The organism is Hymenobacter lucidus, from assembly GCF_020447265.1.
Taxonomy (GTDB): domain Bacteria; phylum Bacteroidota; class Bacteroidia; order Cytophagales; family Hymenobacteraceae; genus Hymenobacter; species Hymenobacter lucidus.
This window is the reverse complement of the sequence record NZ_JAJADR010000006.1, coordinates 120,412-143,846: the sequence shown is the minus strand read 5'-3', so window position 1 is coordinate 143,846 and position 23,435 is coordinate 120,412. Positions and strand designations below refer to the sequence as shown.

Below are 23,435 nucleotides of genomic sequence, written 5' to 3'. Positions count from 1 at the left end.
TAGCGCGAATGAAGAATTACATATTCCGGCGATACTGCCCGCCCACCTCGAACAGCGCATTCGTAATCTGCCCTAACGAGCAGAACTTGACCGTTTCCATCAGCTCGGCGAAGAGGTTGCCGTTGGCAATGGCGACTTGCTGGAGCTGCTTGAGGCGGCTGGCGGTCTGGTCGGCGTTGCGGGTGTGCAGGATGTTGAGCATCTCGATTTGATACTGCTTTTCCTCGTCGGTGGCGCGGATAACCTCGGCGGGCACCACCGTGGGCGAGCCTTTGGAGGAGAGGAAGGTATTCACGCCGATGATGGGATACTCGCCCGTGTGCTTGAGCATCTCGTAGTGCATGCTTTCCTCCTGGATTTTGCCGCGCTGGTACATGGTTTCCATGGCGCCCAGCACGCCGCCCCGCTCGGTGATGCGGTCAAACTCCAGCAGCACGGCCTCTTCTACCAGGTCGGTTAGTTCCTCGATGATGAAGGAGCCTTGCAGCGGGTTTTCGTTTTTGGCCAGGCCCAGCTCCCGGTTGATGATGAGCTGAATGGCCATGGCCCGGCGCACCGATTCCTCGGTGGGGGTGGTAATAGCCTCGTCGTAGGCGTTGGTGTGCAACGAGTTGCAGTTGTCGTAGATGGCGTAGAGGGCCTGCAGGGTGGTGCGGATATCGTTGAAGTCGATTTCCTGGGCGTGCAGGCTCCGGCCGCTGGTCTGGATGTGGTACTTGAGCATCTGGCTCCGGGCGTCGGCGCCGTACTTGAGCTTCATGGCCTTGGCCCAGATGCGGCGCGCCACGCGGCCAATGACGGCGTACTCGGGGTCGATGCCGTTGGAGAAGAAGAAGGAGAGGTTGGGCGCGAAGTCGTTCACGCTCATGCCCCGGCTCACGTAGTACTCCACGAAGGTGAAGCCGTTGCTCAGCGTCAGGGCCAGCTGGGTCAGCGGGTTGGCGCCGGCTTCGGCAATGTGGTAGCCGGAAATGGACACCGAGTAGAAGTTGCGGACCTTCTCTTTAATGAAATACTCCTGCACGTCGCCCATCAGGCGCAGGGCAAACTCAGTGGAGAAGATGCAGGTGTTCTGGGCCTGGTCTTCCTTGAGAATGTCGGCCTGCACGGTGCCGCGCACCTGGCTCAGCGTGCGGGTTTTGATGGTGTGGTACACGTCGGCGGGCAGCACCTGGTCGCCGGTGACGCCGAGCAGCATCAGGCCCAGGCCGTCGTTGCCGGCGGGCAGCTCGCCCTGGTAGCGGGGACGGTTGAGGCCCTTGTCGGCGTAGAGCTGGTTGATCTTGGCGTCAATATCTGCCTCGATGCCTTGCTCTTTAATATAAAGCTCACACTGCTGGTCGACGGCGGCGTTCATGAAGAAGGCGGCCAGGGTAGCGGCGGGGCCGTTGATGGTCATGCTCACCGAGGTGCTGGGGTTGGCCAGGTTGAAGCCCGAGTAAAGCTTTTTAGCGTCGTCGAGGCAGCAGATGCTCACCCCGGCGTTACCGATTTTGCCGTAGATGTCGGGCCGGTGGTCGGGGTCCTCGCCGTAGAGGGTCACCGAGTCGAAGGCTGTACTCAGGCGCTTGGCGGGCAGGCCCATGCTCACGTAGTGAAAGCGGCGGTTGGTGCGCTCTGGGCCGCCTTCGCCGGCAAACATGCGGGTTGGGTCTTCGCCCTCGCGCTTGAAGGGAAACACGCCGGCGGTGTAGGGGAATTCGCCGGGCACGTTTTCCTGGAGCTGCCAGCGTAGCAAATCACCCCAGGCGGTGTAGCGCGGCAGGCTGACTTTGGGAATCTGCTGGTTACTCAGGCTGGTGGTGTGGGTCTGGATGCGGATTTCCTTGTCGCGCACCTTGAAGACGAACTCCGGGGCCTTGTAGGCGGCTACTTTATTCGGCCAGGTTTCCAGGAGCTTCCAGTTCTGGCCGTCCAGCCGGAGTTTGACCTCCTCGAAGGTCCTCTCCAGGCCGGCCACGAGGCCTCCGGCATCGGGTCCACTGCTGCCGTGCCCGGCGCCAGGTCCGCCAGCGGCGTTTCCGATACTTTGGACGGCTCCGATGGCTTGCTTGATTCCATAGAGCTGCTGAGCGGTGTCAGCTTGTTTGAGAACCCACTGGTCATATTGGCGGTTGGTTTCGGCGATTTCAGACAGGTACCGCGTGCGGTGCGGCGGAATGATATAGATTTTCTCGGAGTCTTCCTTGGTCGTCGCCAATTGGGAGGCAAAGGGAACCCCCGTTTTAGCTTCCACCATGCTCAGAATGGCGCGGTAGAGGCGGTTCATGCCCGGGTCGTTGAACTGCGAGGCAATGGTGCCGAAGACGGGCATTTCGTCGAGGGGCTGGTCCCAGTGGCCGTGGTTGCGCTGGTACTGCTTGCGCACGTCGCGCAGGGCGTCGAGGGCGCCGCGCTTGTCGAACTTGTTGAGGGCAATGACGTCGGCGAAGTCGAGCATGTCGATTTTCTCCAGCTGGGTGGCGGCCCCGTACTCGGGCGTCATCACGTAGAGGCTGGCGTCGGAGTGCTCGATGATTTCGGTGTCGGACTGGCCGATGCCGGAGGTTTCGAGGATGATCAGGTCAAACTCGGCGGCGCGCACCACGTCGACGGCGTCCTGCACGTACTTGCTCAGGGCCAGGTTGCTTTGGCGGGTGGCCAGGCTGCGCATGTACACGCGCGGCGAGTTGATGGAGTTCATCCGGATCCGGTCGCCGAGCAGGGCCCCGCCGGTTTTGCGCTTCGAGGGGTCGACGGAGATGATGGCAATGGTCTTCTCGGGGAAGTCCATCAAAAAGCGCCGCACCAACTCATCCACGAGGGAAGATTTACCGGCGCCGCCGGTGCCGGTGATACCTAATATTGGAGTTGTTAGTTGTTTGTTGTCAGTTGTTAGGTCGTTCTGTTGGGCTTGCTCTCCTCCAACTGACAACTGACAACTAGCAACTAACAACTGACGAACCTTCTCAAACTCCTCGGGGAAGTTTTCGGCGGCCGAAATCAGGCGGCCGATGCTGCGGGCGTCTTTTTCTTTGACGTGGGTTACTTCGCCGTTGAGGTTCTGGCCGGTGGGGAAGTCGCAGCGCTGGAGCAAATCGTTGATCATGCCCTGCAGGCCCATAGCGCGGCCGGCGTCGGGGGAGTAGATCTGCTCGATGCCGTAGGCGTGCAGGTCCTCGATTTCGGTGGGCAGAATCACGCCTCCCCCGCCGCCGAAGAGGCGGATGTGGCCCGCCCCGCGCTCCTTGAGCAGGTCGTGCATGTACTTGAAGTACTCGTTGTGGCCGCCCTGGTAGGAGGTAATGGCAATGGCCTGGGCATCTTCCTGGATGGCGCAGTCCACGATTTCTTGCACCGAGCGGTTGTGGCCCAGGTGGATTACTTCGGCGCCGCTGCTCTGGATGATGCGGCGCATGATGTTGATGGCCGCGTCGTGGCCGTCGAAGAGGGCGGCGGCGGTGACGATGCGGATGTGGTTTTTCGGCTTATAGGGAGCTGCGGGAGCTACTGACATAGCGCGGGGGAATGGGGTGGAATTTGGGTAGGCGAAGGTACGCAAAAAGCCCCGGCGGTGGGAGCGGGGGCTTTTTGTAGGGGAGTGGAATAGGCTTTTTATGACCACAAAGAATCATCCACAAAATTTCGGGAGCCTTCTTCGCTGAACGTCTTCAACAGCTCATCTACGGCTTCCAGCGGAATATCGACAGCCTCGAACGTGGCGAAATCAATCTTCTTCAAATCATCGTGGCGGAAGATTTCGATTAGCAGGAGTTTTTCTTCGCCCTTGCATTCCCACAACTCCCAGCCGGCCCCGTCGCGGGTGCCGACGTCACTGAACGACTGGAGTTCGAATTGCCGGTTGCCAACTGTGAAGCTCATAGGACGGGTTCAAGTAAAGTGTTTCTCAGGTGCGGAGTAGCAAAGCCAGCCCCAGCGGGGCGGCATATCGGTAGTAATGATAGGGTGAATGATTGGATAGCCCCAGCGGGGCGGCACCAATCGTGGCAAGGATGGTTTCGCCCCGCTGGGGCTTTTGAACGAATGAGAGGCGTTTGGGCTACCGATATGCCGCCCCGCTGGGGCTGGCGGTAGCTGGCTACGGCGGGGGAGCAAGGCACCATGACGAGGTGTCAATGGCTGCTGACCGGGTGTCAATGCCCGCTGACCTCGTGGCAATGCGTGCTGACCTCGTGACAATGGCTCGTGACCAGGTGACAAGGGCATCTGACCTCGTGATAATGTGTGGTGACCAGGTGGCAATGCCTGCTGCCCGCGTGACAAGGGGTAGTGACGGGGTGACAATGCGTGCTGACCTACTGACAATGCCCACTGCCCTTGTGACAACGAGCAGTAACCAAGTGTCAATGGCCGCTGACCTCGTGACAATGGCTGGTGACGAGGTGACAATGACTTCTGTCTTCGTGACAACGCCTTGTGTCAGGGTGACAATGGCCGCTGCCCTGGTGACAATGCCCTGTGACCTGCTCACAATGGCTTGTGTCCTGCTCACAATGCTTCGTGGCCGAGTGACAAGGGAAGTTGGTAGCGGGCTTGGTGGGGTAGGCGAGGAAGGTCCTTCGCTCTGCTCAGGATGACAGCCGATTTTACTGGGGCAACTACTTCTGCTCGGTGAGCACCGTGAAGTAGAGGCTGGGGAGCAGGTTGTGGACGGTCCAGGCGGCGTGGCCGTTTTCGCGCTCCACCATGCCGGGCTGCTTCTGACGCACGACGGGGATGGAGAAATACTTGTCTTCCGGGTCTTTCTTCTCGCTTTGCAGCCACTGCAGGGTAGCGGCTACGGGCTGGGCTTCGAGCTCAATGTTGTAGGGGCGCAGATCCAGCTTGAGCCAGCCCTGGCGGGTGGGCGGGCAGATGAGCTGCACGTCCTGGGTGCTCAGGAGCTTATCGGGGCGGTTGTCGCGCACAGTGTAGAGGTTGAGGCGAAAGCGCAGCAGCTCGTACTTGTTGTCGGTGAAGTAGACGTGGAGCTCTTCGAGGTAACTCCGGCGCTCGGGGGTGAGCAGGGCCCCGATTTCCCAGCCCCATTCGTCGTCGACGGTGGTTTTGCCCGAGCTGCCGCCCATCCAGCGCACGTCGGCCTTTTCGGCCGAGCGGCCCAGCTTACCGGGCTTCACTTTGCGGCTTTGAATGGTGACGCCCTTGAGCACCTGCGGCTGGGGCGTGAGCTGAAACACGCGCTGCCCGGCAATAATCTGGGCTGGAGGAATCAGGCGGGGCTCGAAGCCGACGCAGGATACGATGAGCGTGTCGCGCAGGTCGGGCGGGAGGCGCAGCAGGTAGCGGCCCTGCTCGTCGGCGGCGGTGCCGATGGCCTTGCCCCGTACGCCGAGGATGGCGAAGGGGACGGGTTCCTGGGTTTTGGCGTTGAGGACCTGGCCCGCTACGGCCACGAGCTGGGCCCGGGCCAGCGGGGGACAAGCAACACTCAGCAGCAGAATCAGCGGCCAGACACGCAACCAGCGGGAGGGGCGGGCAAGAGCGGCAATGGGGAAGGAAGGCACGGCAGCGCGCAGCTTGGCGCGGGAGAATACGGGAGGCAAGGGGTGGGGATGAGGTAGTAGATTCGGAAAGACTAACGAAGCCGGAGCCGCTTGCGGTTCGTGGCAGCGGTAGACTCTGCACCGGTGCGGCGTGACTTAGTACGTAAAAAGCCCCGCTACGAAGGTAGCGGGGCTTTTTACCGAATCTATAAAAGGCAGAGCGCCGACCTATACCTTGGGCTCCGACTCCAACTCGCGGGTCCAGAAGCGGCCGAAAGCCAGGTCGGCCAGAAACTGGGCGTGGCTGCCGTCGCCGATGCTGACGCCGGTGCTAGTCAGGATGTTCTTGGCGCCGCCGTAAGCTGCCTCGCTCAGCAGAGCCTGGCCGGCGGCCGTGGCGGCTACGGGCTTGCAGTGGCGGAAAGCCTCGTTCACGAAGTGGACCGCGTCGTGCTGCTGGCTCAGGACCTGGCCGTCGCCGACGACGTACACGCCGTCGAACAGCACAGAGGCCGTGGTTTGCAGACTGAAGTCGATGGTGAGGGCCACGCCGCCGCTTACTTTCAGCTGACCCAGGTGCGGGGCCACCAGCTTGGCGGTGGCGCCCTGGGCCTGCAGGGCCTTGGTGAGGGCGGCAATGGCGGCCCCATCGGCCCCGTCGGTGGCCAGAATAGCTACCTGTTTGGTTTCGATGCTCTTGTTGGCGTTGAGCGGGTGGTTTTCGATGCTCAGCGCGTCCGATTTGGACTCGTTGCCGGTGGCGGGCTTCGACTGCAATGGGGCCGGATCGGTGTCGGCGCCCACGCTGTAATTGAGCTGCACGCCCTCGGCGGAGGGAACCTCCAGGCCCAGACCCTGGGCCACGCGGGTGGCCAGCTCGTCGGCTACCAGGCTAAGCTGCAGCAGCATGCGCTGGCGCACCGACTCGGCCTCTACCTTGCCCAGCTCGAAACGCAGGGCCTTAATGATGTGCACCTTCTCGATGTCGGCCTGGCTGTTCCAGAACAGGCGGGCCTGGGAGTAATGATCCACGAAGCTCTTGCTGCGGGCCCGGATCTTGTGACCATCCACGCGCTCCTGGTGGCTGGCAAAGCCGCCTTCGCTCTGCTTGGCCTGCTTGGGCGTGTTGTCGTTGAGCAGGTTGGGGCCGTAGCTGAACTTGCCCACGTTGATCTGCTGGCGCATGTGCCCGTCGCGCTGGTTGTTGTGGATGGGCGCAATGGAGCGGTTGATCGGGATTTCGTGGAAGTTGGGGCTGCCCAGGCGCGTAAGCTGGGTGTCGGTGTACGAAAACAGGCGGCCCTGGAGCAGCGGGTCGTTGGTGAAGTCGATGCCGGGCACGATATGGCCGGGGTGGAAGGCCACCTGCTCGGTTTCGGCGAAATAGTTGTCGGGGTTGCGGTTGAGCACCAGGCGGCCGATGATGGTGACGGGCACCAGCTCTTCGGGAATGATCTTGGTGGCGTCGAGCAGGTCGAAGCCGAACTTGAACTCGTCTTCCTGCTCTACTACCTGCACGCCCAGCTCCCACTCGGGGAAGTTGCCGGCCTCGATGTTCTCGAACAGGTCGCGGCGGTGGAAGTCGGGGTCTTTGCCCGAAATCTGCAGGGCCTCGTCCCAGGCCACCGACTTGATGCCGAGCTTGGGCTTCCAGTGAAACTTGACGAAGCGCGACTTGCCCTCGGCGTCAATCAGGCGCCAGGTGTGCACGTTGAAGCCCTCCATCATGCGGTAGCTGCGCGGAATGGCCCGGTCCGACATCACCCACATAATCATGTGCATGGCTTCGGGGTTAACCGAAATAAAGTCCCAGAACGTATCGTGGGCCGAGGCGGCCTGCGGAATTTCGTTGTGCGGCTCGGGTTTCACGGCGTGCACCAGGTCCGGAAACTTGATGGCATCCTGGATAAAGAACACCGGAATGTTGTTGCCCACGAAGTCGTAGATGCCTTCCTGGGTGTAGAATTTCACCGCGAAGCCGCGCACGTCGCGGGCCAGGTCGGTGGAGCCGCGGAAGCCGGCCACGGTGCTGAAGCGGGTAAACACCGGCGTGCGGACGCCGGGCTGCAGGAAGTGGGCCCGGGAGTACTGGCTGGCGTTGTCGAAGGCTTCGAAGTAGCCGTGGGCGCCGGCGCCGCGGGCGTGCACCACGCGCTCCGGAATCCGCTCGTGGTCGAAGTGGGTGATTTTCTCGCGCAGCAGGAAGTCTTCCAGCAGGGTGGGTCCCCGCTCCCCGCCTTTCAGCGAGTTCTGGTCGTCATTCACGCGCAGGCCCTGGTTGGAAGTCAGAAACTCACCGTGGCCGTATTCGCGGTTTTGCTCCAGGTCGGCCGATTTGGCGTCCTGGGCGGGTGTTGGGGTGGAGGAAGTCGGGTTAGTTTTGGTTGGCTTGGCCATGTAAGGAAGGAACAGGTCGGGTAAAAAATAATAGGCGAAAAAGTGAATCGGGCCCGGCGCGCCGGAAACAAGCAGCCCCGCCGACTGCGGGAAATACGCAGAGGCGGGGCTAAAGGAGGAAAAAGTGAGGTAAAAAGACGGATAAATTAGGCGTTGGCCTTTTTCTCCAGGGCCTGCAGCAGCTCATCAGCGGCCTTTTCGATGTCGGAATACCCTTGCTGGGCCGCCCGTTCCTTAGCGGCAATTAGGCCGTCGCGGTGCACGGTTTTAAAGTCGCCGTAGGGAAACTTATAGCGGCCCTTGGTGTCTTCGCCCTTGCTGGCGTCCTGGCCCAAGTGCCACTTGGCGTACTCTGCCATTTCGTGCTTGTCGAGAAACTTGTTTTCGTCACCAGAGTCGGGGTTATGCTCACCCCAGTGGCCTTCGTCGTTCTTGAGCTTGCCGTCCTGAATAAGCTGCTTGGCGTAGGTAACGGCGGCGGAATTGAGTTTGACGCTCATCGGGAAAGTGTGGTGTAGAGGTGGGAGAGAGGCGCCTAAAAAGCGCCCGGAGCATACTAGGCAATACGCGCCGGCGGAGGCTTGGTTAAGGCCGAGCTTACCGCCGGAAACCAAAACAGCCGGACCACCCTGCGGTAGTCCGGCTGTCGAATGAATAAGGGCAGCAGCCTAGCGCACGTCGCGCACGGCGGCTACGCCGGCGGCGGCCACAGTGTGGTCGTTTTCCACGGTGCTGCCCGATACGCCGATAGCGCCAATTACGCGGCCGTTGCTGTCGGTAATCGGGATGCCGCCGGGAAAGGTAATCAGGCCACCGTTGGAGTGCTCAATGTTGAAGAGCGGGCCACCAGGCTGGGAGGCTTTGCCCAAGTCACCAGTGGGCATATCGAAGAAGCGGGCAGTTTTGGCCTTTTTGATGGAGATGTCCAACGAGCCCAGCCAGGCGCCGTCCATGCGGGCAAAGGCCGTCAGATTGGCCCCGGCATCGACGACGGCAATATTCATTTTAACGCCGATTTCAACGGCTTTTTGCTGGGCGGCGCGCACGGCGGCCTGGGCTTGTTCGAGAAGAATGCTCATAGGGAAGGAATGATTGTGAAGCTAAGCAACCGAAGCCGGGGCGGAAGGTTGCGCCCACACAATTAAAAGGCCCGCCCCCCGCTCAAGGTCAGCCACCAGCCCAGGGCCAGTAGTAGTGTGAGGACCAGCCAGCCCGAGGCCAGCTGGGTTTTCTGGGGAGCCTTCACCGTAAACTCAAACAGCTCGTTGGAACAGGCCAGCGCCAGGGGCAACAGCAGCAGGCCCATCGTGCCAAAATGCAGCCGCTCGTTCAGACTCAGGTCGGGGTACTTGAACAAGGCCAGCAGGACGCTGCCCGCCACCCAGGGCACCAGAATGGTGGCGAAAATCAGCTTGCGCCGGTTCTGGTACTGCATCAGCGTAATGGAGTCGTGGGTTTGCAGAAAGCCTACGGCCGCGAAGTAGCCTACTACCATTTGCAGCAGCCCGCAGAGCACGGCCACGATAATATTAGGAATATTACCGGCCAGAAACAGCCAGCTGGGCACGTACCAGAAGCCCGACTCGGTAAACGTGTCGCCGACCATAGCACCCAGCACCAGATTGCAGGCGTGAAAGGCAATCCAGACCAGCAGCAGCTTGCGCAGGCCCCGCTTGCCCCGCTCACGCTTCCAGAACCACAGGGCCGCCGCCAGTCCCACCACCGCGCACACGGCCGGCCCCACACCATACACTGCCAGCACGGCCGTGCGCCACCATTCCGGGTCACTGATGCTAAAGCGGATGCTGCTCACGCGCCACACCCCGGGAATGCCCAAACGCACGGCCATGCGCACGGTAGCCAGCTGGTGCAGGCCGTTGACGAGCAGGTAGGCCAGCAGGTAGATAATAGTGCTGTTGAGGGCGGAAATGGTGGTCTTGGTGGAGGCGCTGTAGGAAACAGCAGGGGCCGGAGCAGACATGGACGGGAAATAAAACGGACGAAGGCGGACTAAAAATAGGGAGTTCCGGGTTGACTTGCCGCAGGGGGGTGCCGGCTCCGAATAGCATTTGCGGGCGGGTTTGCCTACCTTTGTCTTTGAAAATACGCCACTAGTGAAGAACATTCGCAATTTCTGCATCATCGCCCACATCGACCACGGTAAAAGTACCCTGGCCGACCGGCTCCTGGAATTTACCAGCACCGTATCGAAGCGCGATATGCAGGCCCAGCTGCTCGATAACATGGATCTGGAGCGGGAGCGGGGCATCACCATTAAGAGCCACGCCATTCAGATGCAGTACCCCTACAAAGGGGAAATGTACACGCTGAACCTGATTGACACGCCCGGCCACGTCGATTTTAGCTACGAAGTAAGCCGCTCTATTGCCGCCTGCGAAGGGGCTTTGCTGATTGTGGATGCTTCGCAGGGTATTGAGGCTCAGACGATTTCCAACCTGTATCTGGCCATCGGCTCGAACCTGGAAATCATTCCGGTACTCAACAAAATCGACCTGCCCCACGCCATGCCCGATGAGGTGTCCGACGAAATCGTGGACCTGATTGGCTGCGACATCGAGGATATTATCCACGCCTCGGGCAAGGCCGGCATCGGCATTGAGGATATTCTGAACGCCATCTGCGACAGAATTCCGGCCCCGAAAGGCGACCCGGAAGCTCCCCTGCAGGCGTTGATTTTTGACTCGGTCTATAACTCCTACCGGGGTATCGAAGTATTGTTCCGCATCAAGAACGGCACCATGCGCAAGGGCGACAAGCTCCGCTTCATGGCCACCGGTAAGGAATACGGCGCTGATGAAATCGGTATTCTGGGCCTCAACCAGGAGCCGCGCCAGGAAATGAGTGCCGGCAACGTGGGCTACCTCATTTCGGGCATCAAGGAAGCCCGGGAAGTAAAGGTCGGCGACACGATTACGCACGTCGCGCGCCCCACTACCGAGGCCATCGTGGGCTTCGAGGACGTGAAGCCGATGGTATTTGCCGGTATCTACCCTGTCGATACGACCGAGTACGAGGAGCTGCGCTCCTCGATGGAAAAGCTCCAGCTCAACGACGCGTCCCTGGTGTGGGAGCCCGAAACCTCGGCGGCTCTGGGCTTCGGCTTCCGCTGCGGCTTTTTGGGCATGCTGCACATGGAAATCGTGCAGGAGCGTCTGGAGCGCGAGTTCAACATGACGGTCATCACCACCGTGCCCAGCGTGCAGTTTCACGCCACCGGCACCAAAGACCAGCTGCTGACCATCAACGCGCCGAGCGAAATGCCCGAGCCCAACCTGATTAAGCACATCGAGGAGCCCTACATCAAAGCCCAGATCATCACGGCTTCGGAGTATGTGGGCGCCATCATCACGCTGTGCATGGAAAAGCGCGGCATCATCAAGGGCCAGAGCTACCTGACTTCCGAGCGGGTAGAAATGAACTTTGAGCTGCCCCTGGGCGAAATCGTGTTCGACTTCTTCGACAAGCTCAAGACCATCAGCCGCGGCTACGCTTCACTCGACTACGAGCTGATCGGCTTCCGCGAGTCGGATATGGTCAAGCTCGACATCATGCTCAACGGCGAGAAGGTGGATGCCCTATCGGCCATCGTGCACCGTTCCAAATCGTACGACTGGGGCAAGCGCATCTGCGAAAAGCTGCGTGAGCTGCTGCCCCGGCAGATGTTCGACATTGCCATTCAGGCCTCTATCGGGCAGAAGATCATTGCCCGCGAAACGGTGAAGGCCCTGCGCAAAAACGTAATTGCCAAGTGCTACGGCGGTGATATCAGCCGCAAGCGCAAGCTGCTCGAAAAGCAGAAGGAAGGCAAGAAGCGGATGCGCTCAGTCGGTTCCGTCGAAATACCACAGGAAGCCTTTCTGGCCGTACTCAAACTGGATTGATCAAAAAAAGGGGCAGCTCTACGGAGCCGCCCCTTTTTGTTTTGCTTCCGCAAATGGCCTTACAGCGCTGGATTCAGCGAATTGGCCGTTGGTCCTTCTACTGGACCTACATACCGTACATCAGACGAAAAGCCCAGGTAAGGAATGAAAATGAAACCGAAGAAAATCATGGCCAGGTAATTCCCGATTCCAGTTTTGCCATACGATTTCGACAGGCTTACATACAGCGTGATAAAGAAGTAAATGTTGACCAGCGGAATAAAAAGCAGAATGAACTTCCAGGTTTCCCGGCCTACGATTTCGTGCATCACGATAAAATTGTAGATCGGAATAATGGCTGCCCAGCCCGGCTTGCCGGCTTTCTGGAACATTTTCCACATCCCGGCAAAAATCAGGACGATGAACGCCAGATACAACAAGCCGCCGATACCCGCAAATAGTCCTCCTGCAGTAGACTCTTCCATAATTCAGTAAAAAGGAAATGGTTGGTGAATGATTGAGGCCGCAATATAGATTTTTCCGAATAAGTAACTCATTTAAGTAAGATGTCAAGTAGCCTCACTCAGAACTGCACCAGCCAGGCTCAGCTGGAAAAAATCGTCAAAGGCCAGGAGCGCAAGTTCCGGTGGCGCGACGACTGGGCTCAGATGGAGCAGGCGCTCATCACCGAGGGCAAAGCCGCTATTGCCCGCCACGAAGAGAAAAACCACATCGTGCACAACCCCGACCAAGGGTTGGTTTAACGAGCTAACCGAGCCCGGCATGAGCACTGTAGCTGCTGTCTCCCCTGTTGTTTTGCGTGAGCTAACGGCCCGGATGATAGGAGCGCAGGCTTGGCGCAGCCGGGCCGGTAGCGGTACCGGCTCCATCTTCACGCTGGAGTTTGGTCCGCCGCTGCCCGGCAATGCTATCCAGGGCGAGTTTTCGCTGATGGTGTACTGCGCCTGGCGGGTGGTGGCACTTGGCTCTGGCCTGCTCTTTAGCTGGCACGACGACCCGGATGAGGTACTCGCGCCGGGACTGGCAACCCTGGAAGGACTGGTGGTGACTAGTGTCGACGTTTCGGAGTGGCACGACTTGAAGCTGGGTTTTGCCGATGGGCGGCAGCTGCAAGTCATGAACGACCTTTCGCCGCTACGGGACTGGGATACTAGCTGGTTTATCACCTACCAGGGAGAAACTCATTATTGCGTGAATACAGACAACTCCATCACCCGGGAAATCGACCCTCACTAAGCACTGACCTTTCACTGATAACCAACTGAACTCAGCATGACCACTGCTCCTGAAGCCCCCGCCACCTACCGCCTGATCGACGGCAAGCAGACTGCCGAAGACATTAAAGTGGAAATTGCCGCCGAAGTAGCCCAGCGCAAAGCCGACGGCCTGAAAACTCCGCACCTCGCGGCCATCCTCGTCGGCCACGACGGCGGCTCCGAAACCTACGTGCGCAACAAGGTGCTGGCCTGCGAGCGGGTCGGCTTCGATAGCACCCTGCTGCGTTACGAAGACAGCATCACCGAAGCCGAGCTGCTGGCCAAAGTGCAGGAGCTGAACCACGACGACAGCATCGACGGCTTCATCGTGCAGCTGCCCCTGCCCAAGCACATCGACCCCAACAAGGTCATCGAAGCCATCCGGCCCGAAAAGGACGTGGACGGTTTTCACCCGATGAACATTGGCCGCATGGTGGCTGGGCTGCCGGCGCTGCTGCCCGCTACGCCCTCGGGTATCGTGGAGCTGCTGCGCCGCTACGAACTGGTGACGGACGGCAAGCACTGCGTGGTAATCGGACGGAGCAACATCGTCGGTACGCCGGTTAGTATTCTGCTGGCTAAGAACTTGGAGCCCGGCAACTGTACAGTTACTTTATGCCACTCCCGCACTCAGAACCTGGCCGCAATAACCCGCACTGCCGATATTCTGGTGGCGGCGCTGGGCCGGCCCGGCTTCGTAACGGCCGATATGGTGAGCCCCGGCGCGGTAGTTATCGACGTGGGCACGACCCGCGTGGAGGATGCCACCAAGAAAGCCGGCTGGGCCCTGCGCGGCGACGTCAACTTCGACGAAGTAGCGCCCAAGGCCAGCTATATCACGCCCGTGCCCGGCGGCGTAGGCCCCATGACCATTGCCATGCTGCTGCTGAACACGTTGCGGGCCGCCAAAGGGGAAGTGTACCCGAAGTAGAATAGGTTATTCGGGCCGCAACCTTTCGAAATACAGGCGGTTATCGTACTTTTGAGGTCCGGTTGCGGCCCAGGGCCGGCGCTACCCAGCGCTTTGGCGCCCTGGGCCGTGGCCGGACTTACTTGTTTTCTCTCGTTTTGCTGCACGTACTTCCACTTACGTCGGCGCCCCTGGCCTCCTCTGGGCCGGCGGTGGCCGCGCTGCCCCTGATGGAGCAGTTTTACACCATTCAGGGCGAAGGCTACAACACGGGCCGCGCCGCCTATTTTCTGCGCCTGGGCGGCTGCGACGTCGGCTGCGTGTGGTGCGACGTGAAAGAGTCGTGGGATATGGATGCCCACCCGCGCGTAGCCATTACCGATATGGTGGCTGCCGTTACGGCCCATCCCGGCCGCAACGTGGTTATTACCGGCGGGGAGCCGCTGATGCACGATTTGACCCAGCTGACTGCCGCCCTGCACGCGGCCGGCTGCCAGAACTGGATTGAAACTTCCGGCGCCTACCCGCTCACCGGCGAGTGGGACTGGATCTGCGTATCGCCCAAGAAGTTTAAGGCCCCGCTGCCCGAGGTGCTGCGGCAGGCCCACGAGCTGAAGATAATCGTCTTCAACAAGAGCGACTTTGCCTGGGCCGAGCAGCACGCGGCCCTGGTGGGCGAGCATACGCGCCTGTACCTGCAGCCCGAGTGGAGCAAAGCCCCGCAAATGACGCCACTAATAGTGGATTACGTGAAAGAAAATCCGCGCTGGCAAGTGTCGCTACAGACGCATAAATACCTCGATATTCCGTAGCTTCCGGGCCTATGCGCCTTCTGCAACGAATTCCCCTTTTGCTACTATTTGGTATCGGTATCGTACTGCCTACGCAGTCGGTGGCCCAGAACAAGCTGTCGAGCACCAATACCAAGGCCAAAAACCTGTACGACAAGGCCCAGGCCCAGGCCCGCGACCGGCAGTTCGACAAAGCCATTGAAACGCTGACGCAGCTCAACCAGAAGTTTCCGTCGCTGGGTGAGCCCTACGTGATGAAAGGCTCCTTGCTGAAGGCCATGGGCGAAAACCGCAGCGCCTTCGAAGCCTACCGCGACGGGCTGACCAAGCTGCCCCTCGACCCGGCCCGCTCCTTGGACTACTACACGCTGGCCGACCTGGCCATGAGCTTCGGCGACTATACCACGGCCGCCGACAACTACAAGCGTTTCGTGAAGACGGCGCCCAAGGGCCAGCGGTTCGTGTTTCGGGCCCAGCGGCAGCTGCTCAACTGCGAGTTTGCCCTCAAGGCCATGACCAAGCCCGTTGGCATCGAGCCCACGCGCCTGACGGAGCCCATCAATACGTTTCGCTACCAGTACTTCCCGGCCCTGACTGCTGACAACCGCTTTCTGGTGTACACGGCCCGGCCCACGGTGCAGAGCAACGAAGACCTCTACATCTCGAAGCAGAACAAGGACGGCTCGCTGGGCAGCCCGGTGTCTATTTCGCCAGCCATCAATACCAGCTACAACGAAGGAGCCGGCTCAATCTCGGGTGATGGTAAAACGCTGGTTTTTGCTTCCTGTGACCGGCCCAACGCCGTGGGCAACTGCGACCTGTACATTTCGCGGCGCACCGGCAACGCCTGGAGCAAGCCCCAGAACCTGGGCCGCAACGTTAACTCGGTGGAGTGGGACTCCCAGCCCACGCTGTCGGCCGATGGACGTACGCTCTACTTCACCTCGACTAGGCGCGGCGGCAAAGGCCAGGAAGACCTCTACGTGACGACCCTGCAGCCCGACGGCACCTGGAGCCTGGCCCGCAACCTGGGCGAGCCGGTGAACACGCCCGGCAAGGACATGGCCCCGTTTATCCACGCCAGCGGCACCACGCTCTACTACGTTACCGATGGCTTGGTGGGCATGGGCGGACTGGATGTGTACCGTTGCGAGTTGCAGGCCAGCAACAAGTGGACGGAGCCCCAGAATCTGGGCTATCCGCTGAATACGTTCGAAAATGAAGCTTCCCTCTTTATTTCCTCCGACAACCGCCGAGGCTTCTGCTCCCGCTCCCGGGCGCCCGAGGTAGGTGTGAAAGCCGAGCGTGACCGGCCCGTAGAGCTGTTTGCCTTCGAGGTGCCCCAGCCCGTGCAGGCCCGCGAAACCAGCACCTACACCCAGGGCCGGGTGTTCGATGCCATTACCAAAAAGCCCATTAAGGCTGACGTGCAGCTCTACGACCTGCTCACCGACGAGCTGACCCAGTATGTAACCTCCGACTCGGAAAACGGCGACTATACGGTAGTGCTCAACGAAGGCCGGCAGTACGCCATGTACGCCGCCGCCGATAAGTACCTGATGAAAAGCCTGAGCTTCGACTATTCCAACAAGCACGCTTTCGATCCACTCACGCTGGATATCTACCTAGAGCCGCTCCGGGCCGGGCGCAGCATCGTACTCAACAACCTGTTTTTCGACACCAATCAGTTTGATCTTAAGCCCACTTCCCGCACCGAGCTCAACCGCCTGATTCAGTTCATGCGCCAGTACCAGGATGTGCAGGTGGAAGTATCGGGCCACACCGACGACGTAGGTGCCGACGCGGACAATATCACCCTGTCGCAGAACCGGGCCCGGGCCGTCTACAATTACTTGGTGGAGCACGGCGTGAAAGCCAGCCGGTTGCGCTATAAGGGGTATGGCGAAACCAAACCATTGGCCGCCAACGACTCCGACCTGCACCGGCAGCAAAACCGCCGCATCGAGTTGAAGATTCTTTAAGCATTGAACTAGTTGAATTCACCTGAACCTGGTAGCCTGGCTGCCAGGTTTTTTTATTGTAGTATGTCTTTCTTGTTGGATTATTAAAAGGCAGATTGTCAGCTGTCTAGTTGTTTTGCATGGAAGCTTTGGAATAAAATAGTGATAAAAATTCTTTGGATTATTAAATGTTAAAGTTTATGTTTGAGTGTTCTTCGAATGGACTTAATAGAGCCAGTATTTGTGAATGCTGCGCTTCTAAAGGCTCTTAATCGAAACAAAACCAAATCTGCACTCATCATTTCTAACCTCACATCTTTCACCGTTATGAACAAAGTCTATTTCCTTGCCTTGCTGGCAGTAGGCACGCAAGGCGTCGCGCTGGCTTCCAACGACACGGACGGCCCCGGCGCTATTCAGGCCCGTGCCACTACTCTGACCCGCACCATGTCGGAGAAAGCCCGGCTGGATGAAGGCCAGTATCTGAAAGTGAAGCAGCTGAATCTGCGCATGCTCACAGAGATGGACGACCTGAAAACCCGTTTCGCCGCCGACCCGGCCGTAATGGACCAGCAACTGGCCAATGCCCAGACGCGCTACGAGCTGGAATTGTCCTCACTGCTCCGGCCGGCCCAGTTTGCCGTTTACCAGCAGTCGCGCTCCAGCATGACGGCCCTAGGCGGTACCCGCTAGGGGTAGCTACCACGAAAAGAGCCTGCTACCAGCAGGCTCTTTTCGTGAGAGGCGTTTTAGCTACTAGAAAAATGACGATATTTTCTTGGTTTAGTGTAATATAAAAGATATATTTATTTAACGGTACGCGTAGCCTCAGTGCTTTGTCGGTCAAGGTATTATGAGGCTTGTTTTGATTTCAATCCCACCTTCTCAACCACTTCCACCGTTATGAAAAAGTTTTACTTCCTCACCCTGCTGGTTGCCACTCTGACGGCCCCTTTAATGTCGACGGCCGGCAACGGCGACGAATCAACCCTGAAAGGCCGGGCTGCTGCCCTGACGCGGCGCATGTCGGAAACGACCAAGCTCGACGAGGGCCAGTACCTCAAAGTCAAACAGCTTAACCTGCGCATGCTCAGCGAAGTAGCCGACCTCAAGGCCCGCCTCAATGGCACTCCGGCCCTGGATGAGCAGCTAGCCGAAGCCCAGATGCGCTACGAGTGGGACCTAGCTTCCATACTGTGGCCCCGGCAGATGGCTGCCTACACGCAGTCGAAGCTGAGCGTGACGGCCTTTAACGGCCGCTAAGCCCTGGGGCCGGCAATAAACCGCAGGCCTTACTACCACACAAAAAAAGACCCGCCACCGGCGGGTCTTTTTTTGTGGCTCTCGGGTAACGATTAGCGCTGCTCGATGCCAACATAGTCACGCTCCAGCTCGCCGGTGTATACCTGGCGGGGACGGCCGATGGGCTCCTTGTTTTCGCGCATCTCTTTCCACTGGGCAATCCAGCCGGGCAGGCGGCCCAGGGCAAACATTACCGTGAACATCTCGGTCGGAATACCGATGGCACGGTAGATGATGCCGGAGTAGAAGTCAACGTTTGGATACAGCTTACGCTCAATGAAATACTCATCGGTGAGAGCAGCCTGCTCCAACTCCTGGGCAATCTTGAGCAGCGGGTCGTTGATGCCCAAAGCCGAGAGAACATCGTCGGCGGCCTTCTTGATGATTTTGGCGCGGGGGTCGAAGTTCTTATAAACGCGGTGACCAAAGCCCATCAAACGGAACGGGTCGTTTTTGTCCTTGGCCTTGGCAATGAACTTGCTCGTGTCGCCGCCGTCCTTCTGAATGGCCTGCAGCATCTCCAGTACTTCCTGGTTGGCGCCGCCATGCAACGGGCCCCACAGGGCGTTGATACCGGCCGAAACCGAGCCGTACAGGCTGGCGTTGGCCGAACCTACAAGGCGCACGGTCGAGGTGGAGCAGTTCTGCTCATGGTCGGCGTGCAGGATGAGCAGCTTGTTGAGGGCCGACACAATGCGTGGGTCGATTTCATACTTCTCCGTAGGGAAGCTGAACATCATGTACAGGAAGTTGGAGCAGTAGTCGAGGTCATTGCGCGGATAGTTCAGCGGGTGACCCATATTGTTCTTGTAGGTCCAGGCGGCGATGGTCGAAATCTTGGCCATGAGACGGATTACGTTCAGGTCAATTTCTTCCTTGCTCAGATCCGGCGACACGCTTTCGGGGTAGAAGGCGGTCAGCGAGCAGATCAGGCTGCTCAGGATGGCCATGGGGTGGGCGGCCGAGGGGAAGCCGTCGAAAATCTTGCGCACGTCCTCGTGCACGAGGGTATGCTTGGTAATCTGGTGGCTGAAGTTGTCGAGCTCGGCCTGGGTGGGCAGCGTGCCGTAAATCAGCAGGTAAGCCACTTCCAGAAAGCTGGACTGCTCGGCCAGCTGCTCGATTGGATAGCCGCGGTAGCGCAGAATGCCTTCCTCGCCGTCGAGGAACGTAATGGCGCTTTTGGTAGCTCCCGTGTTTTTGTAGCCCGAATCGATAGTGATGTAACCGGTCTGGTCACGCAGCTTGGCAATATCAATTGCCTTTTCGTGTTCGGTGCCCTCGGTAACTGGGAAGGAGTAGGACTTCCCGTCGAGGATCAGTTCAGCAGACTCTGCCATAGGACTGGGTTAGAGAGGTGGTTGCGGGGCGAAACTAAAGAATAACCGGCGGGCCGGAACGTGCGGGAGAGAAACACTACACTACAGCTTGCCCCAGGGTGTTGTTTGGATACAAGACGGCTCAGTGTGGGCCGCCGCGCAAATTACGTCCAAGATGGGTTAGATTCTAACTATCCGGGAAAAGTTACTTGTCCGGCAGCGGACAAGGCCGGTTTGGGGTGAGGAATGTGGGCCAGGGCCCAACCCCAAACCCGCGAAAACGGTAGGATAGAGACAAGAAAAATCCCGCCATTGGGGTAGCAGACTATACGGCATGAACTACAATCAGTTGGGCAAATCCACCATTCAGGTCAGTGAAATCAGCTTCGGCTGCATGTCGCTCGGCCCCGACCACGCGGCCGGTACGGACCTGCTGCACCGGGCCCGGGCGTCGGGCATCACCCTGTTTGATACCGCCGACCTCTACGATAAAGGCGCCAACGAAACTCTCGTAGGGCAAGCTTTCAAGGGGCAGCGGCAGCAGGTGGTGCTGGCTACCAAAGTGGGCAACCAGTGGCGGCCCGACGGCAGCGGCTGGGACTGGAACCCGACGAAAGCCTACATCCTACAAGCCGTGGAGCACAGCCTGCGCCGCCTACAAACCGATTACATTGACCTCTACCAGCTGCACGGCGGCACCCTCGACGACCCCATTGACGAGACGATAGAAGCCTTCGAGCGGCTGAAAGAGCAGGGCAAAATCCGGGAGTATGGCATTTCATCCATCCGGCCCAACGTGATTCGCGAATACGTGCGCAAGTCCAGTGTTGCCAGCGTGATGATGCAGTATAGCCTGCTGGACCGGCGCCCCGAGGAAAGCTGCTTTGCGCTGTTGCAAGAGCATCAAATCAGCGTGCTGACGCGGGGCAGCTACGCCCAGGGTTTGCTGGTAGACAAGCCCGCCAAGCCCTACCTGAACTACTCAGAAGCTGAAGTGCAGCGGGCTGCCGCAGTGGTGCAACAGGTAGCTGCTGGCTCCCACACGCCGGCTGAAGTGGCCGTCGGCTTCGTGCTACAGGAGCCAGCCGTGACGTCGGCCGTGCTCGGAATCCGCACCGACCAGCAGCTCGACGACGCTATTCGGGCCGCAACCCGGCAACCGTTAAGCGCTGCTGAGCTGGCAATGCTGCGGCAGGCTATTCCAGTCAACCGCTACGAGCAGCACCGCTAGGCCGGCTGCTATTTACCGATGCAGAACTGGGTGAAGATGCTGGTGAGCAAATCGTCGGAAGAAATTTCGCCGGTGATTTCGCCCAGCGCGGCCAGGGCCTGACGCAGGTCGGCGGCCAGCAGCTCGGTGCCGCTGCCGTGGTCGATGCCGAGCAGTACCGCGTCGAGAGCCTGATTAGTAAGTTCCAGGCTACGGGCGTGGCGCAGGTTGGTAACGATGGTACTTTGACCGGTGCGGTCGAGGCCCGCGCCGCGCACTTTCTGCAGCAGAGCCTCGCGCAGTTCGTCGAGTCCGTCGCCGCGGGCGGCAGCAATGAGCAGCACATCGCGCTGGCTTCGGAAAGCGTCAATTTCGGGGTCGGAAGCCACGTCGAGCTTGTTGCCGACTGCCAGCACCGGAATGCTGCGGCCCGGGTTCAGAGCTTCAATTTCAGCTTCAAGCTCCGTAGGGGTAGTGCTCGTGATATCAAACAGATATATCAGCAAGGCCGCCTGTGTCACGCGCTTTTTGGTGCGCTCCACGCCGATGGATTCGACCACGTCGACGGTGTCGCGCAGGCCGGCCGTATCCACAAACCGAAACCGGATGCCTTCGATGCTGACCTCATCCTCAATCAGGTCGCGGGTGGTGCCGGCCACGGCCGAGACGATGGCGCGCTCCTCGTTGAGCAGGGCGTTGAGCAAGGTTGATTTGCCCGCGTTGGGCCGGCCGGCAATGACGGTGGTGACGCCGTTCTTGATGACGTTACCCAGCTCGAAAGACCGGAGCAGCCGGCGCACCAACGTCTGTACTTCGTTGAGCAGCGTTACCAGCCCGGCCCGGTCGGCAAACTCCACGTCTTCCTCCCCGAAGTCCAGCTCCAACTCCAGCAGGGCTGCAAACTGCACCAGCCGGCCGCGCAATTCACGCAGCTCCTGAGAAAAACCGCCGCGCATCTGCTGCAACGCCACCTGATGCGAGAGGGCCGAGTCGGCGGCAATGAGGTCGGCCACGGCTTCGGCCTGGGCCAGGTCGAAGGCTCCGTGCAGAAAGGCGCGCTTCGTAAACTCGCCGGCTTCGGCCAGCCGCGCCCCATGGCGGGTGAGCAGCGTCAGAATCTGCTCCACGATATAGTCGGAGCCGTGGCAGCTGATTTCCACCACATCCTCGCGGGTGTAGGAGTGCGGCCCCTTGAAGAGCGACACCACGACTTCATCCAGAATGCGGCTCCCGTCGCGGATGGTGCCGAAGTGCAGGGTGTGGCTGGGCTGGTCGGCCAACTTCTTGCCGGCAAACACGGCATCGGCTAGGCTAATGGCTTCGGGTCCCGACAGGCGCAGCATGGCAATGGCCCCCGCACCGGGCGGCGTGGAGAGGGCAACGATGGTATCGGAAAGTGCGGGAGGAAGCGGAAGTGCCACGGAAAGCCGGAAAGTGAAGCCGCAAAGGTAAGCAACCGGGGCAGGTTATGAGAAGCTAAGATTCGCGTTACTGAGCGCTTAGCCCGTCACGAAAAGGTTGCGGCTGACCTCAGCGGAAATTAAGGTTGTCTTCTGCTTATTAACTTTGATTTCCAGAGAATTGTCGAAGCTGACTTTGTCCAGTACTTCAAGGTGAGCTCCCAGGCACAGCCCGACTTTATCGAGGTATTGCAGGAAGGGCGCGGAGGTGTTTTTGACGGCCACCAGCGTGCCGGAGTCGCCGGGGCTGAGGTCGGCCACGAGGCGGTTCTGGGGCCGCCGGATGGCGCCTTCCTCCGTCGGGATAGGGTCGCCGTGGGGGTCAGTTTGGGGAAAGCCCAGAAACTCATCGAGGCGGCGCACCAGCAGCGGCGACTGGATATGCTCCATTTCTTCGGCTACCTCGTGCACCTCATCCCAGTTGAAGCCTAGCTTCTGCACCAGAAATACTTCCCAGAGCCGATGCTTGCGAATGGTTTGCAGGGCAAGCCGCCGGCCTTCCGGCGTGAGCGACACGCCCCGGTAGCGGGTGTAGTTGAGCAGGTCTTTTTCACCCAGCCGCCGCAGCATATCCGTCACGGAGGCGGCCCGGGTCTGCAGAACCTCCGCAATGCGGTTGGTGCTGACTTCGGTGCCCGGTTCGGCTTCGGAGAGCTTAAAAATGGCCTTCAGGTAATTTTCCTCGGTGTAGCTGGGCAAAGTAGGGAGGGTTAAGGCTCAAAATTAGGAATTCTGAGCGCAACTCGGCGCATGGCCGTACCGGTCTTGTAAAGCGCCGCCCAGCATCCGGACGCGGGTAGGCGGCGGCCAGGTCTGCGCTTAAGTGGGCAGGAGGCAGCCCCTGTTTGAATTTTATACTTATTGGTTTGATTCGCCTTATGCGTAGTGCTATGGGCGACAGATCTTTGCAGAATCTATAGCAGGCCGCCTCACCGCCGCCCAACAAGTAGCCCCTTTATGAGCAATATGAACAAGCACGAGCAACAGCCAGCCCCGGCGGGTGCCACCCAGGCCCCGGCCGACTATTTCACCGGCGTGGCCTGGGTAAAGCCCCTGGTAGCAGCCGGCCACCCGACGGATTGCGTCGTGAGTGAGGTCACCTTTGAGCCCGGGGCGCGCAACAACTGGCACTCGCACCCCCACGGCCAAGTGCTGGTGGTAACGGCGGGCACGGGCTACTACCAGCAGCAGGGGCAGCCCATGCAGCTGCTGCGCCAGGGAGAAGCCGTGAGCATTGCCCCTGGCGTGGTACACTGGCACGGGGCCACGCCCGAAGGCCGCTTCACCCACACTGCCATCAACCCTAGTGCCAGCCAGGGAATGGTGGAGTGGCTACAAGCCGTGACGGAGGAAGAATATCAGTCGTATCAAGCGTAACAGAAAGGAGCAGCGGGGAAGACTGCTTCCTTGCCTCAGGGCTGCCCCCTTACCGCTAACCCAGCAA

The 23,435-nt window shown here is 59.7% G+C and carries 21 protein-coding genes; 10 read left to right on the top strand and 11 right to left on the bottom strand.

Annotated features, from left to right (window positions below):
- Positions 1-16: 16 nt before the first annotated feature.
- The 7 genes from LGH74_RS18895 to LGH74_RS18865 all read right to left on the bottom strand — a co-directional run bounded on the left by LGH74_RS18895 (position 17) and on the right by LGH74_RS18865 (position 9,861).
- Complete coding sequence (locus LGH74_RS18895; protein ID WP_226178030.1) at positions 17-3,496, bottom strand: methylmalonyl-CoA mutase family protein; 3,480 nt, start codon at positions 3,494-3,496, stop codon at positions 17-19.
- Between the two features lie 98 nt (positions 3,497-3,594).
- Positions 3,595-3,861 (bottom strand): hypothetical protein, encoded by a 267-nt coding sequence (locus LGH74_RS18890; RefSeq protein WP_226178028.1) that lies wholly within the window; start codon positions 3,859-3,861, stop codon positions 3,595-3,597.
- Positions 3,862-4,598: 737 nt separating this feature from the next.
- The gene (locus LGH74_RS18885) at positions 4,599-5,543 is read right to left on the bottom strand and encodes a carboxypeptidase-like regulatory domain-containing protein (protein WP_226178027.1); all 945 of its coding nucleotides are present in this window, start codon (positions 5,541-5,543) and stop codon (positions 4,599-4,601) included.
- A gap of 168 nt (positions 5,544-5,711) precedes the next feature.
- Positions 5,712-7,880, bottom strand: a complete 2,169-nt coding sequence (locus LGH74_RS18880) for a catalase (RefSeq protein ID WP_226178026.1) — start codon at positions 7,878-7,880, stop codon at positions 5,712-5,714.
- Between the two features lie 146 nt (positions 7,881-8,026).
- Entirely contained in the window at positions 8,027-8,380 is a 354-nt protein-coding gene (locus tag LGH74_RS18875) for a hypothetical protein (protein ID WP_226178025.1), read from the bottom strand.
- Between the two features lie 168 nt (positions 8,381-8,548).
- The gene (locus LGH74_RS18870) at positions 8,549-8,959 is read right to left on the bottom strand and encodes a GlcG/HbpS family heme-binding protein (protein WP_226178024.1); all 411 of its coding nucleotides are present in this window, start codon (positions 8,957-8,959) and stop codon (positions 8,549-8,551) included.
- 62 nt (positions 8,960-9,021) lie between these two features.
- Positions 9,022-9,861, bottom strand: coding sequence for a hypothetical protein (locus tag LGH74_RS18865; protein WP_226178021.1), 840 nt, complete (start codon positions 9,859-9,861; stop codon positions 9,022-9,024).
- A 133-nt stretch (positions 9,862-9,994) separates the two neighbouring features.
- Between LGH74_RS18865 and lepA the strand changes: the two genes are divergently transcribed.
- Complete coding sequence (gene lepA, locus LGH74_RS18860; protein WP_226178967.1) at positions 9,995-11,782, top strand: translation elongation factor 4; 1,788 nt, start codon at positions 9,995-9,997, stop codon at positions 11,780-11,782.
- 59 nt (positions 11,783-11,841) lie between these two features.
- Here the strand turns inward: lepA and LGH74_RS18855 are convergent, their stop codons facing one another.
- Positions 11,842-12,246: a DUF5684 domain-containing protein gene (locus tag LGH74_RS18855; RefSeq protein WP_226178020.1), complete on the bottom strand. Its 405-nt coding sequence runs from the start codon at positions 12,244-12,246 to the stop codon at positions 11,842-11,844.
- A gap of 81 nt (positions 12,247-12,327) precedes the next feature.
- Here LGH74_RS18855 and LGH74_RS18850 point away from each other — a divergent pair, with 81 nt between their 5' ends.
- From LGH74_RS18850 to LGH74_RS18820, 7 genes are all read left to right on the top strand, one after another.
- Complete coding sequence (locus LGH74_RS18850; RefSeq protein ID WP_226178019.1) at positions 12,328-12,525, top strand: hypothetical protein; 198 nt, start codon at positions 12,328-12,330, stop codon at positions 12,523-12,525.
- A gap of 19 nt (positions 12,526-12,544) precedes the next feature.
- Entirely contained in the window at positions 12,545-13,018 is a 474-nt protein-coding gene (locus LGH74_RS18845; RefSeq protein WP_226178018.1) for a hypothetical protein, read from the top strand.
- Between the two features lie 36 nt (positions 13,019-13,054).
- Positions 13,055-13,969: a bifunctional 5,10-methylenetetrahydrofolate dehydrogenase/5,10-methenyltetrahydrofolate cyclohydrolase gene (locus LGH74_RS18840; protein ID WP_226178017.1), complete on the top strand. Its 915-nt coding sequence runs from the start codon at positions 13,055-13,057 to the stop codon at positions 13,967-13,969.
- Between the two features lie 209 nt (positions 13,970-14,178).
- The gene (locus LGH74_RS18835; protein ID WP_226178951.1) at positions 14,179-14,760 is read left to right on the top strand and encodes a 7-carboxy-7-deazaguanine synthase QueE; all 582 of its coding nucleotides are present in this window, start codon (positions 14,179-14,181) and stop codon (positions 14,758-14,760) included.
- An 11-nt stretch (positions 14,761-14,771) separates the two neighbouring features.
- A complete protein-coding gene (locus LGH74_RS18830) occupies positions 14,772-16,721 on the top strand; it encodes an OmpA family protein (RefSeq protein ID WP_226178016.1) in 1,950 nt (649 codons plus the stop codon).
- Positions 16,722-17,027: 306 nt separating this feature from the next.
- On the top strand, positions 17,028-17,393 hold the full coding sequence (locus tag LGH74_RS18825; RefSeq protein WP_226178009.1) for a hypothetical protein: 366 nt from the start codon (positions 17,028-17,030) through the stop codon (positions 17,391-17,393).
- 210 nt (positions 17,394-17,603) lie between these two features.
- A complete protein-coding gene (locus tag LGH74_RS18820; protein ID WP_226178007.1) occupies positions 17,604-17,963 on the top strand; it encodes a hypothetical protein in 360 nt (119 codons plus the stop codon).
- A 92-nt stretch (positions 17,964-18,055) separates the two neighbouring features.
- On the opposite strand, the gene LGH74_RS18815 is transcribed toward LGH74_RS18820, so the two are convergent.
- Positions 18,056-19,342 (bottom strand): citrate synthase, encoded by a 1,287-nt coding sequence (locus LGH74_RS18815; protein WP_226178005.1) that lies wholly within the window; start codon positions 19,340-19,342, stop codon positions 18,056-18,058.
- A 313-nt stretch (positions 19,343-19,655) separates the two neighbouring features.
- Here LGH74_RS18815 and LGH74_RS18810 point away from each other — a divergent pair, with 313 nt between their 5' ends.
- Complete coding sequence (locus tag LGH74_RS18810; RefSeq protein WP_226178003.1) at positions 19,656-20,552, top strand: aldo/keto reductase; 897 nt, start codon at positions 19,656-19,658, stop codon at positions 20,550-20,552.
- 8 nt (positions 20,553-20,560) lie between these two features.
- Here the strand turns inward: LGH74_RS18810 and mnmE are convergent, their stop codons facing one another.
- Both mnmE and LGH74_RS18800 read right to left on the bottom strand, forming a co-directional pair.
- A complete protein-coding gene (gene mnmE, locus LGH74_RS18805) occupies positions 20,561-21,952 on the bottom strand; it encodes a tRNA uridine-5-carboxymethylaminomethyl(34) synthesis GTPase MnmE (RefSeq protein WP_226178002.1) in 1,392 nt (463 codons plus the stop codon).
- A gap of 78 nt (positions 21,953-22,030) precedes the next feature.
- The gene (locus tag LGH74_RS18800; RefSeq protein WP_226178000.1) at positions 22,031-22,690 is read right to left on the bottom strand and encodes a metal-dependent transcriptional regulator; all 660 of its coding nucleotides are present in this window, start codon (positions 22,688-22,690) and stop codon (positions 22,031-22,033) included.
- A gap of 258 nt (positions 22,691-22,948) precedes the next feature.
- Here LGH74_RS18800 and LGH74_RS18795 point away from each other — a divergent pair, with 258 nt between their 5' ends.
- A complete protein-coding gene (locus LGH74_RS18795) occupies positions 22,949-23,368 on the top strand; it encodes a cupin domain-containing protein (RefSeq protein ID WP_226177998.1) in 420 nt (139 codons plus the stop codon).
- The last annotated feature ends 67 nt before the right edge of the window (positions 23,369-23,435 follow it).